The sequence below is a fragment of the Actinoplanes nipponensis genome (genome assembly GCF_016862275.1).
GTDB classification, from domain to species: Bacteria; Actinomycetota; Actinomycetes; order Mycobacteriales; family Micromonosporaceae; genus Actinoplanes; species Actinoplanes nipponensis.
On record NZ_BOMQ01000079.1, the window covers coordinates 57,700 to 81,427 of the forward strand.

Annotated in this window: 21 protein-coding genes and 2 pseudogenes; 17 read left to right on the forward strand and 6 right to left on the reverse strand. The window is 67.6% G+C overall.

From position 1 onward, the window contains the following. Positions 1-23: 23 nt before the first annotated feature. Entirely contained in the window at positions 24-701 is a 678-nt protein-coding gene (locus tag Ani05nite_RS33215) for a hypothetical protein (RefSeq protein ID WP_203774936.1), read from the forward strand. A gap of 59 nt (positions 702-760) precedes the next feature. Here the strand turns inward: Ani05nite_RS33215 and Ani05nite_RS41545 are convergent. Together Ani05nite_RS41545 and Ani05nite_RS33220 are read right to left on the reverse strand one after the other, a co-directional pair. Further along, positions 761-922 (reverse strand): annotated as a pseudogene (locus Ani05nite_RS41545) (hemolysin family protein); the annotation flags it as partial. A 36-nt stretch (positions 923-958) separates the two neighbouring features. After that, positions 959-1,483, reverse strand: a complete 525-nt coding sequence (locus Ani05nite_RS33220) for a cation diffusion facilitator family transporter (protein ID WP_203774938.1) — start codon at positions 1,481-1,483, stop codon at positions 959-961. Positions 1,484-1,889: 406 nt separating this feature from the next. Between Ani05nite_RS33220 and Ani05nite_RS33225 the strand changes: the two genes are divergently transcribed. The 3 genes from Ani05nite_RS33225 to Ani05nite_RS33235 all read left to right on the forward strand — a co-directional run bounded on the left by Ani05nite_RS33225 (position 1,890) and on the right by Ani05nite_RS33235 (position 5,909). Continuing rightward, entirely contained in the window at positions 1,890-2,138 is a 249-nt protein-coding gene (locus tag Ani05nite_RS33225) for a helix-turn-helix domain-containing protein (RefSeq protein ID WP_203774940.1), read from the forward strand. Between the two features lie 65 nt (positions 2,139-2,203). After that, positions 2,204-4,738, forward strand: coding sequence for a phage/plasmid primase, P4 family (locus Ani05nite_RS33230; RefSeq protein ID WP_239130882.1), 2,535 nt, complete (start codon positions 2,204-2,206; stop codon positions 4,736-4,738). Between the two features lie 214 nt (positions 4,739-4,952). Further along, a complete protein-coding gene (locus Ani05nite_RS33235) occupies positions 4,953-5,909 on the forward strand; it encodes an MBL fold metallo-hydrolase (RefSeq protein WP_203774942.1) in 957 nt (318 codons plus the stop codon). An 8-nt stretch (positions 5,910-5,917) separates the two neighbouring features. Here the strand turns inward: Ani05nite_RS33235 and Ani05nite_RS33240 are convergent, their stop codons facing one another. Next, on the reverse strand, positions 5,918-6,736 hold the full coding sequence (locus tag Ani05nite_RS33240) for a helix-turn-helix transcriptional regulator (RefSeq protein WP_203774944.1): 819 nt from the start codon (positions 6,734-6,736) through the stop codon (positions 5,918-5,920). Between the two features lie 358 nt (positions 6,737-7,094). Next, positions 7,095-8,267: an SAM-dependent methyltransferase gene (locus Ani05nite_RS33245; protein ID WP_307836733.1), complete on the reverse strand. Its 1,173-nt coding sequence runs from the start codon at positions 8,265-8,267 to the stop codon at positions 7,095-7,097. Between the two features lie 427 nt (positions 8,268-8,694). Between Ani05nite_RS33245 and fabG the strand changes: the two genes are divergently transcribed. Both fabG and Ani05nite_RS33255 read left to right on the forward strand, forming a co-directional pair. Then, complete coding sequence (gene fabG, locus Ani05nite_RS33250) at positions 8,695-9,399, forward strand: 3-oxoacyl-ACP reductase FabG (protein ID WP_203774946.1); 705 nt, start codon at positions 8,695-8,697, stop codon at positions 9,397-9,399. A gap of 260 nt (positions 9,400-9,659) precedes the next feature. Further along, positions 9,660-9,881 (forward strand): helix-turn-helix domain-containing protein, encoded by a 222-nt coding sequence (locus tag Ani05nite_RS33255; protein WP_203774948.1) that lies wholly within the window; start codon positions 9,660-9,662, stop codon positions 9,879-9,881. A gap of 44 nt (positions 9,882-9,925) precedes the next feature. On the opposite strand, the gene Ani05nite_RS33260 is transcribed toward Ani05nite_RS33255, so the two are convergent. Together Ani05nite_RS33260 and Ani05nite_RS33265 are read right to left on the reverse strand one after the other, a co-directional pair. Beyond that, the gene (locus Ani05nite_RS33260) at positions 9,926-10,600 is read right to left on the reverse strand and encodes a hypothetical protein (RefSeq protein WP_203774950.1); all 675 of its coding nucleotides are present in this window, start codon (positions 10,598-10,600) and stop codon (positions 9,926-9,928) included. A 977-nt stretch (positions 10,601-11,577) separates the two neighbouring features. Further along, positions 11,578-11,727: pseudogene (locus tag Ani05nite_RS33265) on the reverse strand (acyl-CoA dehydrogenase family protein); the annotation flags it as partial. Between the two features lie 747 nt (positions 11,728-12,474). Here Ani05nite_RS33265 and Ani05nite_RS33270 point away from each other — a divergent pair. The 11 genes from Ani05nite_RS33270 to Ani05nite_RS41550 all read left to right on the forward strand — a co-directional run bounded on the left by Ani05nite_RS33270 (position 12,475) and on the right by Ani05nite_RS41550 (position 23,665). Beyond that, positions 12,475-13,464: a MinD/ParA family ATP-binding protein gene (locus Ani05nite_RS33270; protein WP_203774952.1), complete on the forward strand. Its 990-nt coding sequence runs from the start codon at positions 12,475-12,477 to the stop codon at positions 13,462-13,464. Then, positions 13,464-13,835: a hypothetical protein gene (locus tag Ani05nite_RS33275; protein WP_203775089.1), complete on the forward strand. Its 372-nt coding sequence runs from the start codon at positions 13,464-13,466 to the stop codon at positions 13,833-13,835. Before Ani05nite_RS33270 ends, Ani05nite_RS33275 begins: the two co-directional genes overlap by 1 nt. Positions 13,836-13,841: 6 nt before the next feature. Next, positions 13,842-15,983, forward strand: coding sequence for a hypothetical protein (locus tag Ani05nite_RS33280; protein WP_203774954.1), 2,142 nt, complete (start codon positions 13,842-13,844; stop codon positions 15,981-15,983). 25 nt (positions 15,984-16,008) lie between these two features. Beyond that, positions 16,009-17,526 (forward strand): SCO6880 family protein, encoded by a 1,518-nt coding sequence (locus Ani05nite_RS33285; protein ID WP_203774956.1) that lies wholly within the window; start codon positions 16,009-16,011, stop codon positions 17,524-17,526. After that, positions 17,523-19,091 carry a putative type IV secretion/conjugal transfer ATPase gene (locus Ani05nite_RS33290; RefSeq protein WP_239130884.1) on the forward strand — a complete coding sequence of 523 codons (1,569 nt, stop codon included), beginning with the start codon at positions 17,523-17,525 and terminating at the stop codon, positions 19,089-19,091. Before Ani05nite_RS33285 ends, Ani05nite_RS33290 begins: the two co-directional genes overlap by 4 nt. Further along, positions 19,091-20,947 carry a type IV secretory system conjugative DNA transfer family protein gene (locus Ani05nite_RS33295; RefSeq protein ID WP_203775091.1) on the forward strand — a complete coding sequence of 619 codons (1,857 nt, stop codon included), beginning with the start codon at positions 19,091-19,093 and terminating at the stop codon, positions 20,945-20,947. Before Ani05nite_RS33290 ends, Ani05nite_RS33295 begins: the two co-directional genes overlap by 1 nt. Next, entirely contained in the window at positions 20,947-21,561 is a 615-nt protein-coding gene (locus Ani05nite_RS33300) for a hypothetical protein (protein WP_203774958.1), read from the forward strand. Before Ani05nite_RS33295 ends, Ani05nite_RS33300 begins: the two co-directional genes overlap by 1 nt. Then, entirely contained in the window at positions 21,558-21,866 is a 309-nt protein-coding gene (locus Ani05nite_RS33305) for a hypothetical protein (RefSeq protein ID WP_203774960.1), read from the forward strand. Before Ani05nite_RS33300 ends, Ani05nite_RS33305 begins: the two co-directional genes overlap by 4 nt. Continuing rightward, positions 21,866-22,147, forward strand: a complete 282-nt coding sequence (locus Ani05nite_RS33310; RefSeq protein ID WP_203774962.1) for a hypothetical protein — start codon at positions 21,866-21,868, stop codon at positions 22,145-22,147. The genes Ani05nite_RS33305 and Ani05nite_RS33310 overlap by 1 nt, the downstream gene beginning before the upstream one ends. Next, positions 22,144-22,593 (forward strand): hypothetical protein, encoded by a 450-nt coding sequence (locus Ani05nite_RS33315; RefSeq protein ID WP_203774964.1) that lies wholly within the window; start codon positions 22,144-22,146, stop codon positions 22,591-22,593. Before Ani05nite_RS33310 ends, Ani05nite_RS33315 begins: the two co-directional genes overlap by 4 nt. Before the next feature lie 82 nt (positions 22,594-22,675). Then, complete coding sequence (locus tag Ani05nite_RS41550) at positions 22,676-23,665, forward strand: VldE C-terminal domain-containing protein (RefSeq protein ID WP_239130886.1); 990 nt, start codon at positions 22,676-22,678, stop codon at positions 23,663-23,665. Positions 23,666-23,728 lie beyond the last annotated feature (63 nt).

A 23,728-nucleotide genomic window follows, 5' to 3' on the forward strand; every position in this document is an offset into this window, starting at 1 on the left:
ACTCATAAGGGAAGGATGGAGAGATGAGTGACTCGCAGCTCGGGGAGCCCGAAGTCGACTGGCGCAGATGGACCATGGATCACGCGAAACTGGTCCGAGCCTTCGAGTCGGCCGCCTTCGCCGCCGACGGCGACGAGGAGACCCCGCTGCTCGCCGCGGGAGCGCTGATCATGGCTGCCACGCAGATCATCGACGAACTGTTCCAGGACATCGAAACGCTGGCAACAGACGGCGGTGGCAGCGTGGCTGACAGCGAAGGCGCCTACTTCGTCCTCGAGGACCTGCCGCAGCGCTTCGCCCACCAGTACAACGGTCGCTTTGCTCGTAACTTCCACGTGGCGACTGTCATGGTCACCGGCCGGTTGTCTGCGGAGCAGTGGATGCCGCCGGCGTCGGTCGGCGAGGCTCTCGCGTTGTACCTCGTCATCCAGCGGGCACAGTACCTGCTTATGGATCACGAGCTCTTCGACCGCGAGGGGGTGCGGGAGTTGTACCTCGGATTCGAGGATGCTGCCTTCGAGGACATAGACCACGAGTGGCTCTACCGGGCAGACATGGACGGCTTCGAGAACGACAAGGAGTTCGCCGCCCGATTCGGCTCGACGGACATGCGCGTTCAGTCGTGGTTCCAGCCCACCGACGACGGGCCGGCCCACGTGCACGCCTTCTCGATCGACTTGGAGGCGCCGAAGCAAGCCTGATGCTCGCCTCGCCAACGCGCGATCTGGCTATGACCGGTCATTGGCGACTTGACGAGCGGTCGAGCGAGCCGGGCCATGACCCGCCCGGTCCGCGAGGCGCGTTCCAAGCGCTGCACCTGACTTTCCCGCAGCGAGATCAATGCAATCTCAGTGTCAGAGAACGTCGCGTTGAGCAGGACCAGGACCACGACCGGGCCCACCTGAAACCCGTAACCGCCCACGGCGGAACCACAATCCCTCGATGATCGACAACTCCGTCACGATATCGAGAGAAGCCAGGAGTGATTCCCAGCTTGGACGGGGCCCGACCGGTCAGTGCCCGGTGGCGTCCGTGGTCGGCGGCGTCGCCGGCGCGGGGATGGGACGGTAGATGTCGGCTCGAGGTAGATGACCTCTGCCGTCGGCAAAGCCGCCCGGACACGGGCTTCCGCCTCGTCGATCGTCGCCGCGATCTCAGCGCCTTCGTCGACGCCGATCTTCGCGGCGAGCAGTAGCTCGTCCGGCCCCAGGTGCATGGTCCGCATGTGAATCACCCGACCGGCGCCAGGCGTGGACAACAGCGCCGCCTCCATCGTCGCGAGCTCTTCCGGCAGCGCCGACTCACCGACGATCAAACTCTTGGTCTCCACCGCGAGCAGCACCGCGACGGTGACCAGCAGCGCGCCGATGCATAGCGTTGAGATGCCGTCGAACACGCCGTTGCCGGTGATCACGCTCAGCACCACACCGATCAGGGCGAACAGCAGTCCCAGCAAGGCGCCGCAGTCCTCCAGCAGGATCACCGGTAGTTCCCGTGATCGGGTACGGCGCACGAACCGCAGCCAGCTGCGGCCGCCCCGGGTTCGGTTGGCCTCGCCGACCGCCGTGCGCAGGGCGTAAGCCCTCCAGGACCGCGGCGATCACCAGCACCGCTACCACCACCAGCGGTGACTCCAGCGCAGGCCAGTTCGCCGTGCCCGGCGGCCGGAACCCGCGCGTCCAGCTTGCCGCCGGCCAGCTGGCGAGGGGCCTCGATGAGCCGGCGCAACGGCTTGCTGACCAGCGTGGACAGCTAAAGACAGCCCCGGACAACTGCCGTCCCTTCAGCCCACCGTGATGCCCTTAATCAAGGAGCAGAGATCACGGCGGGTGCCGTAGGTGACGAAGAGTGCGTCGCCCGCGGCGTACACGGATAGGCAGGGGGACCGGGTGTCCAAGCGTGTGTGGACGGTAGGGCAGGTGCGCGAACTTGGAGTGGCAACGGATGTGGAAACGGCTGCGTCGGTGCTCGGTATCGGCCGAACCACTGCTTACACGCTGGCTCGATCCGGCGAGTTCCCGGCTCCCGTCATCCGGGTCGGCGAACGCTATGTCGTCTCCGGCGAGGGCCTGCTGACGGTCCTCTGCCCGGGCGACGCACCCCAAGCCCTCGACGCCAGACCTTTGCCGTCCGGATGACTCGGCCTTCCTGAGGTAGCACGGCGGCCGTTCCAGATGAATTCCGAACACTCGATGGGGCTTGAGTGGATGACACACCACAGACACTGGCAGCAGCACTGGCTTGGCACGCGGCCGGCTGCGCCGTAATTCCGATCCGAGCCGATGGCAGCAAAGCACCCCTAGTCTCTTGGCGCACTTACCAAAGGCTGCGGCCGGACAGGGGCATGGTGGAGGGGTGGTTCGCGGGAAACCCCCCGGGAATTGCGGTGATCTGCGGGTCGGCGTCCGCTGGGCTAGAGATGCTCGAACTCGAAGGGCGGGCGGTCGCCGAGGGTCTCGGTCAGGCGTTCACCGACTTACTTACCGTCGCGGGGCTGGCGGACCTGTGGGAGCGCGTCACCACGAGCGGATATTGGGAACGAACCCCGTCCGGTGGCGTCCATGTCCTTTATCGGCTTGCCGAGGATGCCGTCGACCGCAACCTGAAACTGGCGCGTCGACCAGCGACGGAGGAAGAGCTCTTTATCGACCCCGCTGACAAAGTTAAGACCTTGGCGGAAACTCGAGGTGAGGGCGGCTACACCATCGTCGCACCGTCTCACGGCACCGTGCATGAGACCAGGCGGCCGTGGGTCGCGTTGAGTGGGTCCTCGCCGGCGCGTATTCCTGTCATCACCGCCGACGAGCGGACGGCACTGCTAAATGTTGTCCGCGCGCTTGATGCCATGCCGCCTGCGCCCGCACCGGCGGCGGCGGCGGTAGTACACCGTGGCGCAAGCTCATCGACCGGTCAGAGCCTGAGTCCGGGAGATGACTATGAACGTCGAACCGACTGGGCAGACATCTTGGCTCCGGCGGGGTGGACACTCGTTCATGCTGTCGGTCGCACGCGATCTTGGCGCCGCCCCGGCAAGCGATCCGGTGTCTCTGCAACGACAGGACGCGCTGACGACCGAGACCGGCTATTTGTCTTCACGAGCAGCACTGAGCTGCAGACCGATACTCCGCTGACGAAGTTCCACGTCCTCGCTGTCCTGCAGCACGGCGGGGACCACAGTGCGGCTGCTAGAGCGTTGCGTCAGGCCGGCTACGGCGGCACCACGCCGCAACAGGAGCCATTGAGCGCACCGCAGACGGAGTCGCCGAGCATCGCCCCAGCCGTCATTCGGCCGGCGGAGGCGGCAGCGCCAGTTCGCGTCAGCGGCCAGACGATGCCTTCACCCGCTGCGTGGGGCCCCACGGAGGACGGTCTGGCGCGGGCGCTGGTCGCGCATCATGGTCGAGAATTGCGCTATTGCCCGCAACGGGGAGCTTGGCTGCTGTGGTCGGATCATCGCTGGTTATGGGACGACGCGGAACAGCACCGAGAGTTCGTGCGCGGGTTGGCTCGGCAGCTGCCAACTGCGGGTAGCTGGCGACGGTTCCGATCCCAGGCGCTATCAGCCGGGGGAGTGTCGGGGGTGGTGCGGTTAGCGCGCTCGGATCCGGCGGTGACCGTTAGCCTGGCGGCCCTCGACGCCCGCCCTTACGAGCTGAACACTCCTGCGGGTGTGGTGGACCTGCGGACGGGTGAAGTCAAGTCTGCCGAGCCCGGGTTGCTGCACACCCGGTCGACCGCGGTCGCTCCGGACTTCGACCGGAGGTCGGACGTCTTCGACACCTTCCTGCACGACACGTTCGGCGATGACACCGAGCTGGCCGGCTACGTCCAGCGGTTGGTTGGCGTTTCGGCGATCGGCCGCGTACTTGAACAACTGCTGCCCTTCGCGGTGGGTCCCGGCGCCAACGGCAAGTCGACCCTTCTGGAAGCGGCGATGCATGCGCTGGGCCGCGGCGACGATGGTTATGCGCGAGCGGGATCGTCGGAGATGTTGATGGTGCGTAAGCACGCGGAGCATCCGGCCGAGCTGGCGCAGCTGTCCGGCGCCCGGTTGGTGGTCTGCGCGGAGCTCGACGAAGGGCAGCGTTTTGCCGAGGCGCGGGTCAAGCAGCTGACCGGCCGCGACTCGTTGTCGGCACGGTTCATGCGGCGGGACTGGTTCACGTTCGAGCCGAGCCACACCTTGTGGCTGCTCGGCAATCACCTGCCGGCAGCACGTGCCGGTGGCCCTGCGTTCTGGCGGCGGATCCGGGTGTTGCCGTTCAACCGGGTGGTGCCGCCGCAGATGCAGGACAAGAAGCTCGGGGAGCGTCTGGCGCAGGATGCGCCAGCGATCTTGGCATGGATCATCGCTGGGGCTGCGGCGTATTACCAGGGCGGTCTTCGTGAGCCTGCGTCGGTGTCGTCGGCGACTGAGGCGTACGCCAAAGATCAGGACACGGTCGGGCGCTTCATCGAGGAGCAGTGCCGCCTGGAGGCAGGCGCGGCGCATGTGCGCACCCCGGTGGGTGTGCTGCGGGAAGCGTACGAGCAGTGGTGTGAGCAGTTGGGCGAGCGGCCGGTGTCAGCCAAGCGGCTGACGCAGGAGCTGCAGGGTCGCTTCGCCGTGGCGGACGCGAGAGGCAGTAAGGGTCAGCGGTTCTACACCGGTGTCGCGCTGCTGAGCGACGGGGACAGGCATGGTGCTCTGTCAGAGGCGTCAGGATCACTTGTGGATGCCGGGCGGCGGCTCGGGTGACGGGTGACAGATGTTCCGCGATTTCCCGGTTGGGCGCCTCGCGCGCGCGGGCGCGCGCGTAGGTGGTGCGCGTGCGTTGATGATGAACCTGCTTTGGGGCTTGATCTGTCACCTGTCACCCAGTTGGCAGTGTCACCTACCCGACACAATCTCAGTGATGAAGCTTGATGTTGGAGGTTGTGCCTACGGTGGATCTTGAACGAAAATGGCGGTCATGGGGGGTTCGTCGTACACGCGCGGGTTCCATGCGCTGGGCCGAGGTGCGTTCGCCTACCTGAGCCCGCCGGGCACGTGGGGCTGGAGCAACTGCGGGCTAGTTATAGCCGAGCGTCGGGCCCTGTTGGTCGACACACAGTTCACGGTGTCGCTGACCAGGGAGCTACTCGACGCGATAGAGGCCAGGTTCCCCGGCGTTGAGATCGCGACGGTCGTGACGACACACGCGAATGGGGATCACTGCTGGGGCAACCAACTGCTCGTCGACGCGGAGGTTATCGGTTCTGCAGCGTGTGAACACGATATGGCTGAGGAGGTTCAGCCGGAGCAGCTGGCGGCCCTGAGTGGGCCGAACGCGCCGGACACGCCTCTGGGCGACTACATGCGCCGGCACTTCGGCGTCTTCGACTTCACTGACGTCCGTGTCACCCCGCCGACACGAACGTTCACCGGCCAGTTGAAGGTGCCGCTCGGTGACCGTGTCGTTGAACTGACTGAGGTGGGCCCGGCACACACCGACGGCGACGTGATCGTGCACGTACCGGACGCCGGGGTGCTGTACGCCGGGGACATCCTCTTCATGGGCGGCCACCCCATCATGTGGACCGGGCCGATCGACAACTGGATCGCCGCGTGTGATCGGATCCGGGACACCGGCGCGAACCGCATTGTGCCGGGGCACGGCCCGGTCACCGACCCGGCCGGTGTGGAGACGTTCCGGGCTTACCTGGAGTGGGTCGCCCGGCGGGCAGAGCAGGCTTATGCTGCCGGGCTGCCGTACTGGGAGGCCGGAGCCCCGTCGACCATCCCACAGTCGTACGGCGGCTGGGGTAACCCGGAGCGTCTAGTAATCACCATGGCCGCGGCCTACCGGGCCCTGGGCGAAAGCACACACGGACTCATGGAGGTCCTGGCGCATGCGGCCGCCGCAGAACCGCACAAGGCTGGGCGCTAACTGCATTCCTACGCTTGGCAGGCTTGGGTGGGGATCAGCATCATGACGCGGCTGTCCGGCGCTCTCATGGGGGCGAACGCCACCAACTCGATGGGCTGCACCTTCCGATGCAACGGCAGGTGCAAGGAACGATGGTCCCCGTCGGGGTGTGGGTATGTCATGGGTTGCTCCAGGAACCGCCGAGCGTCCTCATTAACCTCGAGGATTTCATCGAAGACAGCTGCGAGGCGCCTGTTGTCCGGCTGGCGGGCACGGGCGAACTGCATCTGAGCGAACATCTGCGGCGCCCAGTCGGTCTCCCAATGGTGCAGCTGCGTGCGCGCTTCAGGGAAGGTGAAGACCCAGCGCATGACGTTGTTCTCGTGACCTTCGACCCAGGGGAACCAGTCACTCATGTGCTTGTTGAAAGCAACCAGGTCCCACGCCTCGTCATTGGCGTAGGCAGGCCATGGTTGGGCATCGAGGATCCGCTGGACCGTAGGGGTGGAACGCATGCGCGACTCGTGCACGGCGGTGGTGGGCGCGTGCCCGGTGGCCAAGAGAAACAACATGCTCTTCTCGGCGGGGTTGAGTCGCAGCGTGTAGGCGACTCGGTTGAGGAAGTCGTCGCTGTAGTTCTGAGCCTCGCCGCGCTCCAGGGTGCTGTACCAGCCGACACTGCAGCCGGTCAGGAAGGCGATCAACTCCTTGCTGGCCTTGGCGCGCCGTCGGCTATGCGGATACGCCGCACTGAGTCCAGGAATATGCTCGGGGTTGAGGCGTAGGCGCCAGGTACGCATGAGAAGCGACAGCTCGTTGGGCTTGGTGAATGACTGAACCGGAGTCATCGCGCTCTCCGAGACGACAGCAAGGGCCGGCCCGCCCGCACCAGCCGCCGCGCGTGTGCGCTGGAACCTATGTCGAATCGATGAGGTGTTCCCCCGTGTTGAGGCACGCCTCAACATCCCACAGAGTCTCAGCGCCGGGAATACCGACCTTTGGTCCGACTTACGGGATAACAGCAGTGCAGTCCTCAGTGCGGTCGAGGCAGCATCGCGGAACGCCGCAGCGTCAGCAGGAGGCCGATGCCCACGCCGGCGTACCGGCCGGCCGCTCTCGGAGACCTGCCTGTATGCACGACCGTTACCGAGTCGGCCCGTGGTGAACGACAGCGTCGGCTGCGACGACGAAGCCGCGATACGCGCGTCAGGGTTTACGCCAGACTGCCCCCCGGACGCTGATGCGGCTTGGATCGATATCGTCGGCCCCCGCGCCACGACGCCACTGATTGACGAGAGTGATGCCGGGATCAACGAGGTCCAAGCCGCCGAACGGGGCAGAGAACGCCGCCTCATCGCGAGGCCAGATGTCGCTGATGCCGGCGTCGAGCAGCTGCTGGTATCGGATCTTCTCCTCAGGCGGCATGAAGTCGACAGTGAAGTGCGTGGCGGCCACATAGCTGCCGGCTGGCAGTTCGTTGACTAGCTGTCGCACGATGGCCTGCGCTTGCCCTTTGCCTGGGGGGATGAAGTGTAGGACGGCGATCAGCATCAGTGCAACCGGCTCAGAAAGGTTAAGTCTGTCCCGGTCTCGCGCGGCGGCCAGGATGGCTTCCGGCTGGCGCAAGTCCGCCTCGATGTAGTCTGTAAACCCTTCCGAACTGCTGGTGAGCAACGCTCGAGCATGGGCCATGACGAGGGGGTCATTGTCGACGTACAGCACCCGGCTTTCTGGTGCAATCCGCTGTGCCACCTCGTGGGTGTTGTCCACTGTAGGCAGCCCCGTGCCTATATCGAGGAATTGCCGGATGCCGGCCTCCGCCGTTAAGAACTCAGTCATACGACGAAGCACGTCACGGTTGGCGCGAATACCAGCCCGCATCCCGGGAAACCTTGCCTCGATGGCATCAGCTGATTTCCTGTCAGCTGCGAAGTTATCCTTACCGCCGAGCCAATAGTCGTAGCGGCGAGCCGGATGAGCAACTGACGTATCGATCTGCGCTGGCGGCTTCAATTTCACCTGTACCTTTGCCTTGAACGGAAAGCGGCCTGCGTTGACGTTGCTCTGATCGTCGGTGCGTCGGGGATTGAACAAGCCGAGCGCGGCGTCTGAGTCAGCCTCGAGTGCCGCCCTCAATGCGGCGCGCCGCTCCTCACCGGGCCAGCGGTGCTCACCGCGTTCGAGTTTACCGATCCATCGCGCATCGACGCGGAGTTCCTTCGCCGTGTCAGGGTAAAGCCTGTCCAGCGCGGCGTTCACGGCGTCGGCCAACTCGCCGCGCGACACTGGCTGAGATTTACGTGTCGGAGAGGGCAGACGCATACGCGCGTCGCTCAGAATCTGATTACGCTCGATGATCGCGTCAGGGTGGCGCGGCATATCACTTCCCGTCAGGCAGTCGTCGCTCGACCGGCCGCCGACACACGGTGTCTCGTACGACGGCCAATGCACGCCTAGGACTTGGGGCCTGCATGCGAGGACGGTCGAGCGTCGACTGCGGTCTCAACTCGGGCGAGTTAGGAACTTCTGAAGACAAGAAGGTAGCAGTGACAATCTATGGGTGTACCAGCCCTGTGAGCGGTGCGTGTAACACCCTTGGCAACGCGGTGTAGTTGCCATCCCGGTCCGACGACGTGCTGTAGTAGCAGTTCCTACAGTGGCACTGACCAAACCGCACTGTGTAGTCAAGTCTGAGCTTGCGGTGCATGATGTTGGCTTCATCGCGGCGTGCGGGGTCTTGGTTGCGTCAATGTGTAGCAACCAGTGATTTCCCGTGGCCGTCACACACAAGGCGGAGGGATTACCGGTGAGCCGGACAGCAGTGGTCGTCGGAGGAAGTCGCGGGATTGGTCAAGCCACGGCGCTGATGCTTGCGCGACAGGGGCATCGCGTAGCTGTGACGTACCGTAACGAGCCGCCGGCATTAGATCTGATGGCGGTCCACTGTGACGTTGACAACATGGAGACCGTCGATGCGGGCTTCGCAGCGGTCGAGCGGGAGCTGGGCCCGGTTGAGATCGTCGTCGTGAACGCGGGCGTCACCCGCGATCAACTTCTATTGCGAATGAGCGAGCAAGACTTCGCATCCGTTGTCGACACCAACCTGACGGGCGCCTTCCGCGTCGCCAAACGTGCTGCCAAGCCGATGCTCAAGGCCAGGTGGGGTCGCTTGATCTTCATCTCATCGGCGGTCGCGCTGCGGGGCGAACATGGTCAGGCGAACTACGCCGCCTCGAAAGCAGGTCTTGTCGGCTTCGCTCGCTCGCTGACGCGTGAGCTTGGCAGCCGCAACATCACTGCCAACGTGGTGTCGCCCGGTTACACCGAGACAGACATGACGGCGAAGTTGACCGCCGAGCAGCGCGAACACATGCGCTCGCAGATCCCATTGGGCCGTGCTGCCCAACCTGAGGAGATCGCGGCTGCAGTCGCCTTCCTTGCCAGCGACCAGGCCGGCTACATCTCCGGAGCAGTGCTGCCCGTTGACGGCGGCGCTGGCATGGGTCACTAGCTAATAGCACTTTCACCGGGCGAATTCCCTGACCTGTTTTCGTCATCAACCGACATCTCTATCAGGGGGTGGGGGACGTGATGAACGCCTGCGACGAATCTGCGGCAGCGGCGAGTGACGACTGCGCTGTGGGCTCCAGTGATCGTGAACCTAACGTGAGCCAGGAGGGAGGCGGAGCAACAATGATTCCGGCCGGGGCGCGGGCCGAGGACCAATCTGGAGAGCCTTTGACCTTTGGCCGGTCCTTGCGCCGTGCCCGGATGGCCAAGCAATGGTCGCAATTGCAGCTGGCGCACCGCATGCGCGAGGTCGGGGCCAAACACCGGGGCACCGCCACTGTATCTTCGCTGCTGATCATGCTGAGTAAGTGGGAGAACGAGCGCAAAAGCGCGAACCAGTACAATCTGCACCTGCTGGCTGCGGCGCTTGACGTCCCGGTGGAAAGGCTGAACCTGCCGGTTGATCCCGACTACGTCTTCTAAGCCTCGTCGCCTGACGAGACCGCCGTGGGCTTATATCTGTTCTTTCAGCGTCTTGGACCGTGATCGGGGCTGACCCCGCTGAAGACGGCAACCGACCAGACCAGGACGCCGGCGTATACGTGCAAAGCGTCAGCGAATTCCGACTGTCGATTGATACCACCGTCAGCGGTGACGGTGGCGATGTCGTCGTAGGCCAACGCTGACTCACCCTGCATCCGATAGGTGACCAACTCGATCAGCGTTCGTCGCGCGTGGCCGACGGTCTCGTTCTGCTCGGCCGCCACCCGGTCGTTGCCGTCGTCGCTGAAGCACACCTCCGGCAAGTAATGTCCCGCGGCAGCAATCACATCCGACGGCAGAATGACCGCAGCACCCGGTGGCGGCGGCTCCCGACTGGCAGCTACAGCCAGGGCGACTTGGGTGGAGTAGACCGCATAGACAGTTGCGGCACGGGCGAGCACGACGATCGCCTGCTCGAAGTGCTGGTCGGCGAGGCGCTGCAGATCCGTGGCCGCTTGCGTAGCCGGCGTGCTGGCTTGCTCACTGACGCGGTGCGCTTCCGCGATGGCTTCAATGTGCAGGCTGTGGGTCGAGGCGTATTGCAGGTGGACAGCAGCCTGGTTGCACGCTGTCCCCATCGCGACGAGCGACCGGCGGACCTCAACCGGCAGCCGCACTCCCATATCCGGTTGCAACAGCTGCTGCGTCGTCACACCCATGCGCTTACGTCTCCTGTCAGTCGGCTGCCCGTATACGCCGCCCCGCTGCGGTACCCGGTTGCAAGCTGGATATCGGGTACTGCGCCGCGCGTCAAGCGGCGTAAGAGACAGCCCCAGACAGTCGCAGACAGCTACCTCAGCGAACCGTTCTCACCGAGGGTCGAATCCATGGTCGACGCTTCCCAGACTGTGGACACTCGGCGATCCAGCACTGTTTTTAGCCCGGGATCGCGTGCCCCTGCTCTGCCTCCTCCAGCCCGCCCAGCCTACCTGCCCGTGTCGGTGGCCATGCTGCACCGGTACCGCTGAATGGCACTCATGCGGCGGCTTCTCGTCCTAGCATGCCGACGAGCCGAGACGTACGGGCCCGACGCGGCGGCCTGACCAACGCGCCCCATCTCCTGCGTCCCGACAACAGCGGCGCTGTCTCTGTGAAGGTTGCTTGCTAACGCATCTGCGTTATCTCACCGCGTGCCTCCCGGCTGCAACGTCGATCGACGCAAGGTCGGGTCGAAGAGACTAGGTCGCGGACCGACAATCTCTGGCCGACTCTGTCGTATCCTCAACCTATCGCCCCGCAGCGTCACGACAGACGGCTTTCACCGCAGGTGGTGGCTCGTCATGCGCGACGTTGTGGAGAAGATGGAGCCCCCGCCGCAGTTGCTGATCAGGCTGCGCGGCGAGGGCCCCGTTCCGGTGGTGCTCTTCCAGGGCATAGGGTGCTTCCCTAGCCCTGGAAGAAGCCCGCGAGATCCGTGTACGTGCTCAGAACTGCCAGCATGAACATGATTAGCATGATCGTGTATGCCAGGTCGTTCCGGTCGTCATCGTCTCCTCGATAGGCCATCCCATCACCTCCCTCCCCAGACCCCGAGCGGCCCGTACGGCTCCTCCCGGTCATTGGGGGATGGGATTCCGGTGACTCTACATAAACGCTAATACATCTACCCCGACCGCGGCGAAAGCCCGCCCACGTTCTTCATGCCCATGTCGGCCAGCATGAACTGGATGCCCTGGAACTCGGCGACCGCCTTGCCGAACTGCTTGCGCTCCTTGACGTATCCCTTGGCGAAGTCCAGCGCGCCCTGCGCGATGCCCACCGCCTGCGCTGCGATGGTCACGCGGGTTTCTAGACGACTGACTAGGTAGCGGGGGACCTGCACCAACACGCTCAATGCATCCTGCCGTGTCAGGCTGCCGATGAGTTCTTTTCGCGTTGCGTGAACAAAGTCGTATACCGTGTCCTCCGGATCGGCGGCCGATTTGCTCACTCGTTGGATAAGTCCGCTGAGGAATAGCTCCCGGAGCGCCGTCGGGGCAGCCCGCGGCAATTTTGCCCGCTGCACGAGTCTTCATCACCGGCAGAGTCAGCGGAGCCGCGGCGGCCAGCAACGGCGCCGAGCGGGCCGCCTCGGTCGAGGCCGTCGGGTTGAAGCGGGCCACGGCGTCGCCCAGGTGCGTCAGCGGGGAGTGTTGTTCTCGCCAGCCTTGTGGCCGCGAAGCGAGCGTGTGTGGACAGCCCGAGACAACCTCGGTCAGCTACCGGGTGGTTGGCCGGAGCGGCATTGTCCACAGCGTAACCGACAGCCAATCCTTGTCATTACGTGGTTCACGTAGCGGCGGGGGATGGCGGTCGACGGAGTTTGCGTCCAAGGGGGCGCCGACCGTGCCGAAGCGAATGCGCACGCGCTGGGGCAGTCGATGGCGTCGGTCGCGCATGTCTTTGGTGTCTTTCGACTACCGGTCGAACCTCGCCGGCCGAAGGCAGAGCCGACCACGTGCGGTTGCCCCATCAGTCGCGGTGGTCGGCCGCGCCTGCCGAGCACATACCTACGTCCGGGAGAAGCATGGTGCTGTCAATTTCTGCCCCGGCGGTGCCGGACACACCGCCACAAGCGCCCTCCGAACATTCGCTACCGCTGGAAGACGGCAACGAGTGGTCGGGCTTTCCAGCCGCAGCAGGGGAGCGCCGCGGTCGTGAGCCCCTGCCGGCGATGAGGGTGCGGGCCCGGCCGGTACCGCACGAGTTCGGCCCGGCGGATGTGGCCGAACTCGTGTGGCTGCGCGCCGCTGCCCTGCTACCGGCCGCGTTGGTCGCGGTGTCCTCGGCCGACGGTGGCGTCGGCCGGTCTACGTTAGTCGCGGCGCTGGGCGGTGTCCTCGCGTTGGCGGTACCGGGTCCGGTGATCGCCGTCGACATGAACCCCGTCCCTTGGGGCGGGCTCGGTGAGCGGATCGGGCGGTCGACCGCGGGCACGATGTGGGACGCCGTCCGTGACCTGCACACGCTGACCAGCCGCCGGGAGATCGAGCGGTGGACCCAGCACAGTCCGTCGGGGCTGCTGGCGCTGGTCGGCGAGACCGAAGGCAGAGGTCGTCGTCCGCCGCGCCACGACGAGGCCGCCGCGGTGATCGAGGCCGTACGCCGGGCGTACCCGCTGGCCATCTGCGACGTCATGCCCGCCCTGATCACCGGGGTGTGGCGCACCCTGGCCGCCGCGCACGCACCGGTGCTAGTGGCTCGGGCCACCACCGACAGTCTGCACCACACGATGCGGCTGGTAGCCCACCTGCGCGCCGCCGGCTACAGCACGGTCGCCGACCGCATCGTCCTGGCGGTCGTGGCGAGTTCCCCGGACACTGACCGCGCCGTGCGCGCCGTCGTGCAGCAGGCCACCGCCGCGGTCCCCGCGGTGATTCCCATCCCGTTCGATGCTCAGCTGGCCCGGCCGGAACCGATCGACGTGCGCCGACTGCGTAAGCCGACCCGGCATGCCCTGGTTCATCTGGCGGACGCCGTCATTCAACGATGCGCCGATCCCCGGGCCGAGCTGCCTCTCGGTGCGGTCAAGGAGCGTGCGTGATGCTGACAGTTGCGACCGCGTGGCTCGTCGTGCGACTTCCCGCGGCGGTCCAGCAGGTCTTAGCGGCGCCCGCGCCGACCCCGACGCCGCCGGCCGGCCCCGGTGGCTTCGACTGGAGCCGCGTGCATCCCGACGGATCAGCGATTCCGAAGTCCGGCATCTTCTACACGATCATGAATGCCGTCATGTGGCTCGGAGGCGTGGCCGCGTTCTGCGGCCTGGTCGCCGGCGCGATCGCGTTCGGTGTCGGCCCGATCTTCGGCGCACACATTGTTTCCGACCGCGGCAAGAGCATGATGTGGCGCAACGGCCTGGTCGCGATCATCGTCGGATCGGCGACCGCCATTATCGCCGGCCTGCTGGTGCTGTGACGCGCCATGCAGACATCGACGACACGGCGGACCGACAAGCTTAACGTCCGCGGTCGGAGGGCCCTGTGGCCGCGCTTGGCCGGCGCGCTGGTTCAGGCATCGATCCTGGCTGCGGTCGTGGTGGCAAGCCTGCTTGCCGGCGTCGCCCGCGCTGACGCTGCCCCGGCGCCAACCCCGAGCCCATCCAGCGCGGTCGTCGACGCTGCCTGTGCTGCCAAGGCTGCGGGATCGGTGGCGTGGTGCATGCCGTGGGCGGTGCGGGTGGACCGGCCGGTGCCCGGTGCCCGCTCGCACTGGGTGACGCACTGCAGCAACGCGACCAGCGACGCCGACAAACGCTCCTGCGCCGCGGCGTCTCTCACGCTGGATCCAACGCCGCGTGACGGCACCGCATCGGTGCTGATGGACGGTCCCAGCACCGGCAGCGGAGCCGCCGGGTTGATCAACTGCTCGCTGATGCCGCCGCCCGGCGTTGCCGTCAACACGCAGCAGCAGGCCGCGTGGAACACCAAGCGGCTGGAATGCACGACCCAGGTACCGGCGTGGTCTGCGCAGCTGTACGACCCGGACCCGAAACAGCCGGACTGCCCGGCAACCGATGTCAGCTGCAAGGTGCAGCGCGACGCGCAGGAGGCGCTGAGCGCCGGCATCAGCTCCGGAATCCAGGGCCTGGTCGACGTGGCCGTGCAGGGCACCGTGTTCCTGTTGTCCAGGCTGGCCAGCCTGGTCTTCAAGGTCACCACGATCTCGTCACCGGACGACGCTTTCTACTCCACCTACAACTCCGTCGCCGGCATGGCCGTGGTCCTGATCTTCGTGTTCTTCATCGTCTCCACGATCATCAACGGGCTGCGCACCACGGTCGGGCCCGGACCGGTGGCGACGCTGGGCGGCCTGGTCCGGGCCGTGCTGGGCATCACCTTCGCCGGCGGCATCGCCTACACGATCGTCGCCGCGTGGGACCAGGCCACCAACGCTGTCATCGAGGCCAACGCACGCACCCCGTACGACCCGTCGTGGCTGGTCTCCAGCTTCAGTGCGCTCACCGCCGGAGCCGGGACGCTGTTCCTGGCGTTCCTGCTGTCGGTGTTCGCCACGATCGGCCTGCTGCTGCTGTTCATCGTCATGCTGTTCAGGGGTCTGCTGGCCACCGGCGCAGCCCTGTTCGGGGCGATGGCGATGACCGGGCAGGTGATGGCCGAGACGCGGCACTGGGGCCGCCGCTGGTTCTGGACCGTCAACGCCCTCGGCAGTAGCAAGTTCTTCATCGCCGAGCTGTGGATCTACGGGTCGCGCTCGGCGTACGGCTCGGACAACGTGATGAACGCGCTGCGCGCCGTGCTGCTGATCTGGCTGATGGTCGCCGCCCCATGGATCCTGCTGCGCCTGACAACGATGTGGGACGGCTACCTGTCCGACGTCAACGCCCAGGGCCTGCTGGCGGTCGCCGGCAGCCCGCTGCAGCTGGGCGCGGACTTCGCCGGCGGCGCTCGCAGCGGCGCCGCCGACGCCGCTGACAGCTCGAGCGGCGGCAGTGGTAGTCCAGGGTTCGGGGCTGCCGGGGTGATGGATGAGAACACCGCCGGCATGCCCACGACCCCGCTGAACACCGCAGGTGATGCCGCGGGGATCGGCGACGGCACCGGGCATCAGGCCGCCGACGCCGCCGCAACCGGCGGCGACGGCGGCCCGGTCGGCCAGCCGGCCCCGGGCGCCGCACCAGAGCAAAGCGGCTCCGGAACGGGGGATAGCCCGAACGCTCAGGAGGCCGACGGTGTGCAGGCCGGCGCCCGCAGCGCGCAGCAGGATATGGCGGCCGGTCAACTGACCGCACCCGGGGACGCCACCGGCGCGCACGGATCGCTGCCGATCACCCCCGGTGCGGCGCAGAACGCCGACCCGGCAGACGGCGCCGTACCGCCGCCCGGCGCAGGCGGCGCAGGCGTGGTCCCGGGCAGCGGGACCACCGACCCGGCAAGCGGCAGCTCCTCTGGATCGTCGCCGTCTGCCTCCGGTGAGCCGGATGACAGCGGCTCCGGCGCAGGCGAACAACCGGCCGGCCAGCCTGCCGGCGGCGGTGCCGCACGGTCCGGCGGTGGTGAGGGCGCTGCCTCCGCGGCCGCCGACGTGCCGATCGTCCCGCTCTAGCCAACCTGATGGAGGAGACGAGCCAATGCAGTTTCAGTTTCCGCCGCGCTCGACGCGCGGTGCGGTGCTCGGGTTCGCCTGGTCGCAGATCGCTCTGGTGATGGCCGGGGTCATCGCGGCCGTGGTGGCCCTCAACCTGCTGGTCGCCGGAGAACGAGGCGCCGCGATCGCCGCGTTCGCCGGCTGCGTTGCGCTCATCACGCTCGGATTGCTGCGCTTGAAGGGCCGCCGGGTCACCGAATGGGCCCCGGTGGTCGCCGGGGCGCTGCTGCAACGCCGTGCCGGACAAAACGAGTACCGCGGCGGCCCGTACGCGCCCAACAGCGCCGAGCGGTGGATGGACCTGCCCGGTCCGGCCTCCGCCTACGTGTGGCTGCCCGCGACCGCGACCGACGGCACCACCCGGATCGGGCTGCTGCACCACCGCAAAGAGAAGACAGTGACCGCAGCCCTCACGTGCTTCGGCACCAACCTCATCCTGGCCGACCGCGACGTGCAAACCCAGCGGCTGACCGACTGGGCGCAGCTGCTCAACATCCTCGGCAGCGAGTACGCCGACGCCGGGCTGATCCGCTGGTCGGTGACCTCCCGCGCCGTACCGGACACCGGTAACGCCGCGCAGCGGTTCCTGGTCAACCGGGCCGTCGACACCACCAGCGCGGCGTACCGGTCTCTGGCCCAACTGACCGCGGCGGCAGCTCCGGCGGCGCAACGCCACGAAATCTACCTGTCGGTGGTCTTCGACATCGCCCGGCTGTCCGGGGAGATCACGCAGGCCGGCGGCACGGACGCGGCCATCGCCGCGGTCGTGCTGGACCGGCTGACCGGTATCGCAGCAGCCGTGGCCGAGGCCGGGGTCACCACCGGCGGCTGGCTGTCCCCACGCGCCTATGCCGCCGTCATTCGCACCCAGTTCGACCCCAACGATCAGGAAGTCGTCGACCTGCGCGCCAGCACCACCGCGACCGGCGACGGACCGACCGCGGCGGGAGTCGAACCGCGGCTGGCCGGACCGGTCGCCGCCCGCACAATCGGCTGGAACACCTACCAACACGACTCGGCCTACTCCCGCACCCTGTGGGTGGCGCAGATGCCCCGGCAGCTGGTCGCCGCGACGTGGCTGAGCCCGCTCTACATGCGCACCGCCTGCCGGCGCACCGTGAGTCTGGTCGCGCAGCCGGTTCCGGCGGCGGTGGCGCAGCTGGCCACCCGCCGGGAGAAGGTGTCGCGCGCCGGTGACGAGGTCACCAAACGCAAACTGCGGCTGGTCCGCACGGCCCGGGAGGATGACGAGGCCCGCGCGGTCGAGCAGATCGACCGGGAGCAGGCCGCCGGGCACGTGCGCTACCGGTACGCGCTGCTGGTCACCGTCACCGCCACCACCATGCCCGACCTCGACCGGGATGTGCGCTCGGTCAAACGGATCCTCTCGCGGGCCGGGTGCGAGGCCATCGTCCTGGCCGGGGAGCAGGACCAGGCGTTCGCCGCCGGGGCACTGCCGCTGGCCCGTGGGCTAAAGCCCGCCCGGGGGTGGTCCGCATGAGCCGCCGGATCCTGCGCCGCGAAGGATCCCTCGCGGACCGCATCGAGCGGCGTGCCGCCGCCCGCGACCTCAACCGCGCGCAGGCCGCGCTGGAGCGCGAACAGCGGGCGGTGGCCCGGCAGGAGGACCGGCTGCTCGGGCCGGTGCCGGTCGGCCGGCGCGGCGCCTACGGCCGGGCGGCGGGACGGGTGTTCTGGCAGATGCAGCTACCGCCGCTGACCACTACCGCCGCCCAGCTGTGCAGCGTGTATCCGTTCGTGTCTGACCCGGGCCTGCCGGTCGACGGACCGCTGATCGGCTTGGAGGTCTACTCCCGCTCGGCATTCACCTTCTCGCTGCATGAGCTGTACCGGGCCAAGGTGATCACCGCGCCGAACATGGTCGTCACCGGCGAGATCGGCACCGCGAAGTCGTCACTTCTGAAAACGTTGGCTTTCCGCGGGGTGCCGTTCGGGCAGAAGTTCTACATCACCGACGTCAAAGGCGAGTACGAGCAGCTGGCTGCCCTCGCCGGGATCAAGCCGGTACGTATCGGGCCCGGCCTGGGCGTGATCATGAATCCCCTGGCCGGCATCCGCAGGCATCCGCACCAGACCGAGGAGCAGTGGCGGCAGCTGCAGCGCTCACGCCGGCTGCTGTTGCTCGAAGGACTCCTCGAGATCCAGCTCGGCGGGCGCTTGCACGAAGCGGAGCGCTCGCTGGTGGAGTATGCCGTCGACGCGGTCACCCGCGAGCAAGACGCTTCCGCCGATCGGCTGGCCACCCCCACCCTCAGCGTGGTCCTGGCCGCCATGGGCACGCCTGAGTTGTGGGTGCACCGCCTCGACGGGCTCCATTACCCCGTCACCGTGTTCGTCGATGATTCCCGGCGCGTGCGGCTGGCCTTGGAAAGGCTCATCTCCGGTGCTCTCGGCGGAGTGTTCGACGGGCCCGTGGAATCCAACGCCCGGCTGGACTTCACCCAGCCCGGAGCCATCCTGGACCTGCGCACCATCCGCGCCTCGGACCAGATGACGGCGATGGCGGTGACCTGCGCCCAGTCCTGGCTGGAAACCGAACTGTCGGCGCCGGACGCCCCGCCGCGGGTCTGTTTCTACGACGAGTTCGCGCTGATCGCCCGGCACCTGCCGCTGATCCGCCGCATGCGAGAGCAGTTGAAGCTTGCTCGGGCGCTGGGTATCGCCAACGTGCTGGCGTTCCACCGATTCTCTGATCTAGCGGCGTCCGGGTCGGCGGACTCCGAACAGGTCCGCATCGCCCGGAGCCTGATCGAGGACTCCGGTGTCCGCGTCTCCTACCGTCAGGCCACCGGAAGCCTGGACCAGGCCCGCGAATTCCTCGGCACCTCGGACGTGGAGACGGACCTGCTGCGCTACCTGCGCCAAGGCGTCGGGCTGTGGAAGATCGGCACCCGCTCCTTCGTCGTCAAACACCAACTCAGTCAAGCCGAGACGGCGATGGTGCACACCGACAGCCGGATGCAAGCTGACGAGCCGGCCGCGCCGGTCGACGGTGCCGACTACGACGCCCGGTTGGCCGCCGCGACCGATCCGGCGGCCGCGTGATGGGCCGCCCGCCGCTGTCCTCACCCGGTCACCGTCCGCCACGGCAGGGCCGGGCCCGCGCCGACATCCTCGGCCGGCTGATCCTGCTCGTGCTGTTCGTCGTGGTTGCCGTGGTCGGTGTGGTGTCGCTGTGGGTGGCCGGTCAGCTGTCGGGGGTGCTGGTCCACCACCGCTGGGCGGACACCACGCTCGGTCAGACGCCCAGGATTGTGGTACGCCTGACCGCGCACCTGAGCCAGCCCGCCGACGCGTGGCCGGCGACCGCCCGCCCGCTGATCGGAGGGCCGGGGCTGCTGTATCCGCTGTGGGCGCTGTCTTTCTTCGGCATCCTGGCCGGGATCGGCGCGCCGGCCCTGCACCTGGCCAAGATCCGGATGCGGCGCAGCGGCTTCGCCACGAATGCTGACCTGCACCGCACCCTGACCGCCGACGCTGTCCGCAACCGGGTCGACGTCGTCCGCCCCGGGCTCGCCATCGTCGATACCGACGACCAGCTCACCCGCGCCGCGAAGACCGCCCGGCGTCGTGACCCCCGCGAGGTCGCCCGGTTCCTGGGCAACGACGCCACCAGCGGCCGACCGCTCTACCTGGCCAACGAATACACGTTGTTGGCCGCCGCAGTGCCGCGCTTCGGCAACAAGACCACCCGCTACGTGATCCCCGCGGTCGCCGACGCACGCGGAGCGGTCATCACCACCTCCACCCGCCTGGACGTCGCCGAGATCACCTACGACCGCCGCGCCGCGATCGGCCCCACCCACATCTTCCAGCCGCAGGGCGAGATCCGCGGCGTGCCCCGCATGGCGTGGTCGCCGATCGAAGGCGCCGACGACCAGATCGTCGCCATGCTCAGAGCCAACGGCTTCGCCGCCGGATCGGGTATCGGCGACGAGAGCGTGGAGAACGGCAAGTGGTTCCGCGACCAGGCCGCGACCATCCTGCGCGGGCTGCTGCACGCCGCCGCCCTGGACGAGCACGCCACCATGCTGGATGTCCTGGCGTGGTCGCAGAACCCGGCCAACTCGCGGCCGGAACGGATCCTGCGCGCGCACGGCGTCGACTCGTGGGCCGATCGGCTGGCCCGGCACCGCGAAACCAGCGGCCGCGCCCGCGACACCATCCAAACTGTTGTCTCCGGCGCTCTCGACGCCTTCAACGACCCCCGCGTCCTGACCGCCTGCTCACCGCCGCGCGGCACGCAGTTCAAGCCGGTCGACTGGCTGCGCGAGTCCGGCACCATCTACCTGGTCGGCACCCGCGACGCCCAAGCCCTGATCGCGCCGCTGCTCGCCGCCCTGAGTGAGGACATCCTCTACCAGGCCAAACGCCTCGCCCTGACCGCGCCCGGTGGGCGGATCGAACCGACGCTGTATTTCATCGGCGACGAGATCACCAATATCGCACCCCTGCCGTCACTGCCGTCGCTGATGAATGAGGGCGGCGGCTCCGGCATCGCCGTGAGCGTGTTCGCGCAGAACCTGCACCAGCTCCGCGAACGCTGGGGCGACAAAGGCGGGCGGGCCATCGCCGACTCCGCCAGCGCCCGGCTGCTCATCGGCGGCAGCAGCGACGTCACCGGCCTGCGCGACGCCCAAGCCCTCACAGGGCAGGTCACCGACATCACCTCCAGCCACTCCTGGGGCGGCGGCCGCGCCTCGGTCAACGAAAGCACCCGCCGTGAAAACTTGCTGGATCTGGCCGACCTGCGCACCCTGCCCGAAGGCCGCGCACTGGCGCTGGTCGGCAACCTCCCGCCGGTCGAGCTCGCCGTGCCGGCGTGGTGGGAACGGCCCGACGCCGGCGAGCTGACCGCCGGGCGTGACGCCTTCCGTAAACGACTCGCCGAGGCTGCCTGATGGACGCCTTCGACTTCCAACTGCCTGACAACCCGCCTGCGGACATGGTGGCGGTCGCGCAGCTCGCCGCGTCGCTGGCAAGGCTGACCGAGGCCGTCGACACCCTGCATCAGCAACACCTCGCCCTGGCCGACACCGTCGCGTGTGGCCAGAACGCCGGACCGCGTAAAGCCCCGCTGAGCATTCCGTGGCCGCTGCGCTGGGCTGACCTCGACCGGGACGCCGCCGCGCAGGTGTGGGCGTGGTTGATCGACTGGGTTGGCTGGGCCGTCGACCGCTACCAGCTGGTCGAAGAGATCCCGGCCTGCTGGTACCAGCATCCGCCGCTGATTGAGGAACTGACCGCGCTCGCCGCCGCGTGGGACACCGCGTATGACGACGCGGTGCCGGCCGACGGGCCGTTGTTGTGGCACGAACGGTTCGCCCGTGCCCGCATGCGGCTGCGCGACTGGGACGACTACACCCGCTGCCGCAACGGCACCCACACCGACCGGCACCTCGACCTCACCTGGCCCGACGGGTGGCGTGAGACCGCGGTGCTGGTCGCCGACGCCGACCTCACCGGCCGGCCATCCGCCGCGTCGGCCGGTAGCCCGCAGGAGGCGACGTCATGACCATGCCCGCCGAAGTCACCTCGGATGCCGCCTGGGACCGCCTCACCACCATCTTGCGGGCCATGTACCGCGACGTCGACGACCTCTACCAGCGCATCACCGAACCCGAGCCCGAAGAGCAAGAACCGCAGCCGGAGGAGACCGAACCCGTGAGCGACCTGGACCCCGAGTACGGGACCGATGCCGACGATCGCGCCGCCGAATACGCCGACGAGGAACGCGTCCGCCTGGATGCCGAAACCGACGGCCGCCTCGACGGCGATTACGACACCGACGTCTACGACGACCCCGGCCTGGAGGACTGATGTCCGGCCACACCAGCCTCGTTGACGACGGCGACGTCACGCACGATGCGGCCACCAACAGCCCGGCCGGCGGCGACTATCTGGCTTACCTCGACATCCTGCGCGCACTCGACGAGCAAGGCGCCGCCGTCAACAGCGCGCTGCTCGAGGCACACATCGCCGACACCGCCCAGCAACGCCGGGCCGCGCTGAGCGCTCTGCACACCCGGCTGCGCGACATGGCCGCCACCGCCAACCACGCCCTTGGCAGCTTGCCCGAGCACAGCGACATACCGGCATGAGCGGCCGGCGACTGGCCGCCGTCTGCGGGCTCGCCTTCGCCGTGATGGCTGGGTGTAGGCCGGCCGGTGGCTCCTCCGCGCCTGCCGAGCCAGCGGCGGTGAGGAGCAGTGGCCATGCGGCTGGCGTCAGCGGGCCACGCCGCAACGCCGCTTTGCTCGCCGCCCTGACCTATGTCCGGTTGTGGGCCCGTCCCACGCTCGGCCGTAATGCCTGGTACACCGGCGTGAAGCCGATGGTGACGCCGGCCTACGCCCAACTGCTCGCCGACACCGATCCCGCGCAAGTTCCCGCCCGAGCGGCGACCGGCAGCCCCCGGCTGGTCACGGCAGACACGGCAGTGGTGGTTGCGGACGTGCCGACCGACGCAGGACTCATCCGCGTCACCGTCGCCAGCACTAGTGGACGGTGGCTGATCGACAACGCCCGTCCGACGCCGACACCATGACGCAGCAGACCCCGATGACCGACACCGCTGGCCCTGCGCTGGCAGCGTCGGGCACGGCTACCCGTCCGCAGCGACGGCAGACATGAACCGCGCCGTCGCCCTGGTAGTGGGCACCTTCCTGCTCGTCGGCTGCTGCCTCGCTGGGCCGCTGTTGTTGCTGACCACCGTCAACGACGAGTGCGCCCCTGCGGCGACGACGTCGGTAGCCAGTAGTCAACCTGCGGGGCAGTGGAACGCCGGGCAACTGGCCAACGCCCGCACGATCGTCAGTGTCGGCGCCGAACGACGCATCCCAGTCCGCGGTCAGATCATCGCGCTCGCGACCGCCATGCAGGAGTCCGGACTGCGCAACCTCGCCGGCGGTGACCGCGACTCCATCGGCCTTTTTCAACAACGCCCCAGCCAAGGCTGGGGAATCCCAGCCCAGATCGGTGACCCCGTCTACGCCGCAGGCAAGTTCTACGACAAACTCGCCACCATCCGCGGCTGGCAGACCATGCCGCTGACCGACGCTGCGCAAGCCGTCCAAGGCTCCGCTCTGCCCAACGCCTACGCGAAGTGGGAAGACGACGCCACCGCTCTGGCCCAACAGCTCGGAGCAGATCCCGGCAGCGCAACGGACTGCCCCGCCGCCCCGGCCGGAACGGCGGATGCAGTCAAGCGGAACCCTGACGGGTCCTGGCCGGACGAGGGCTGCACCATCCGCCCCGATCCCACCACCGACTCCGGCTGCCTGACCCCGCGGACGTGGCACCTCGTGCAACAAGCCGAAGCCGCCGGCTTCCCGGAACCGGGCTGCTACCGCGTCGATGACCACGGCGAGCACCCCAAGGGCCGCGCCTGCGACTTCATGATGACCTCCGGCGGCGAAGCATTCGGAGCTAAGAAAGCCCGAGGCGACGCCATGGCCGCATGGGCCGTCGCCAACGCCGACCGCCTCGGCCTCAAGTACGTCATCTGGTTCCGCCGCATCTGGACCCGCTCCGAAGGCTGGCACGCCTACAACAACCCCTTCGGCGGCGACGACCCGAGCGGATGGCACACCAACCACGTCCACATCAGCGTCGAGTGATTCTGACAAAAGTTTCATCAGATGATGCATTCGCATCGTTGGGCCAATGTCCGCATCGGCTCT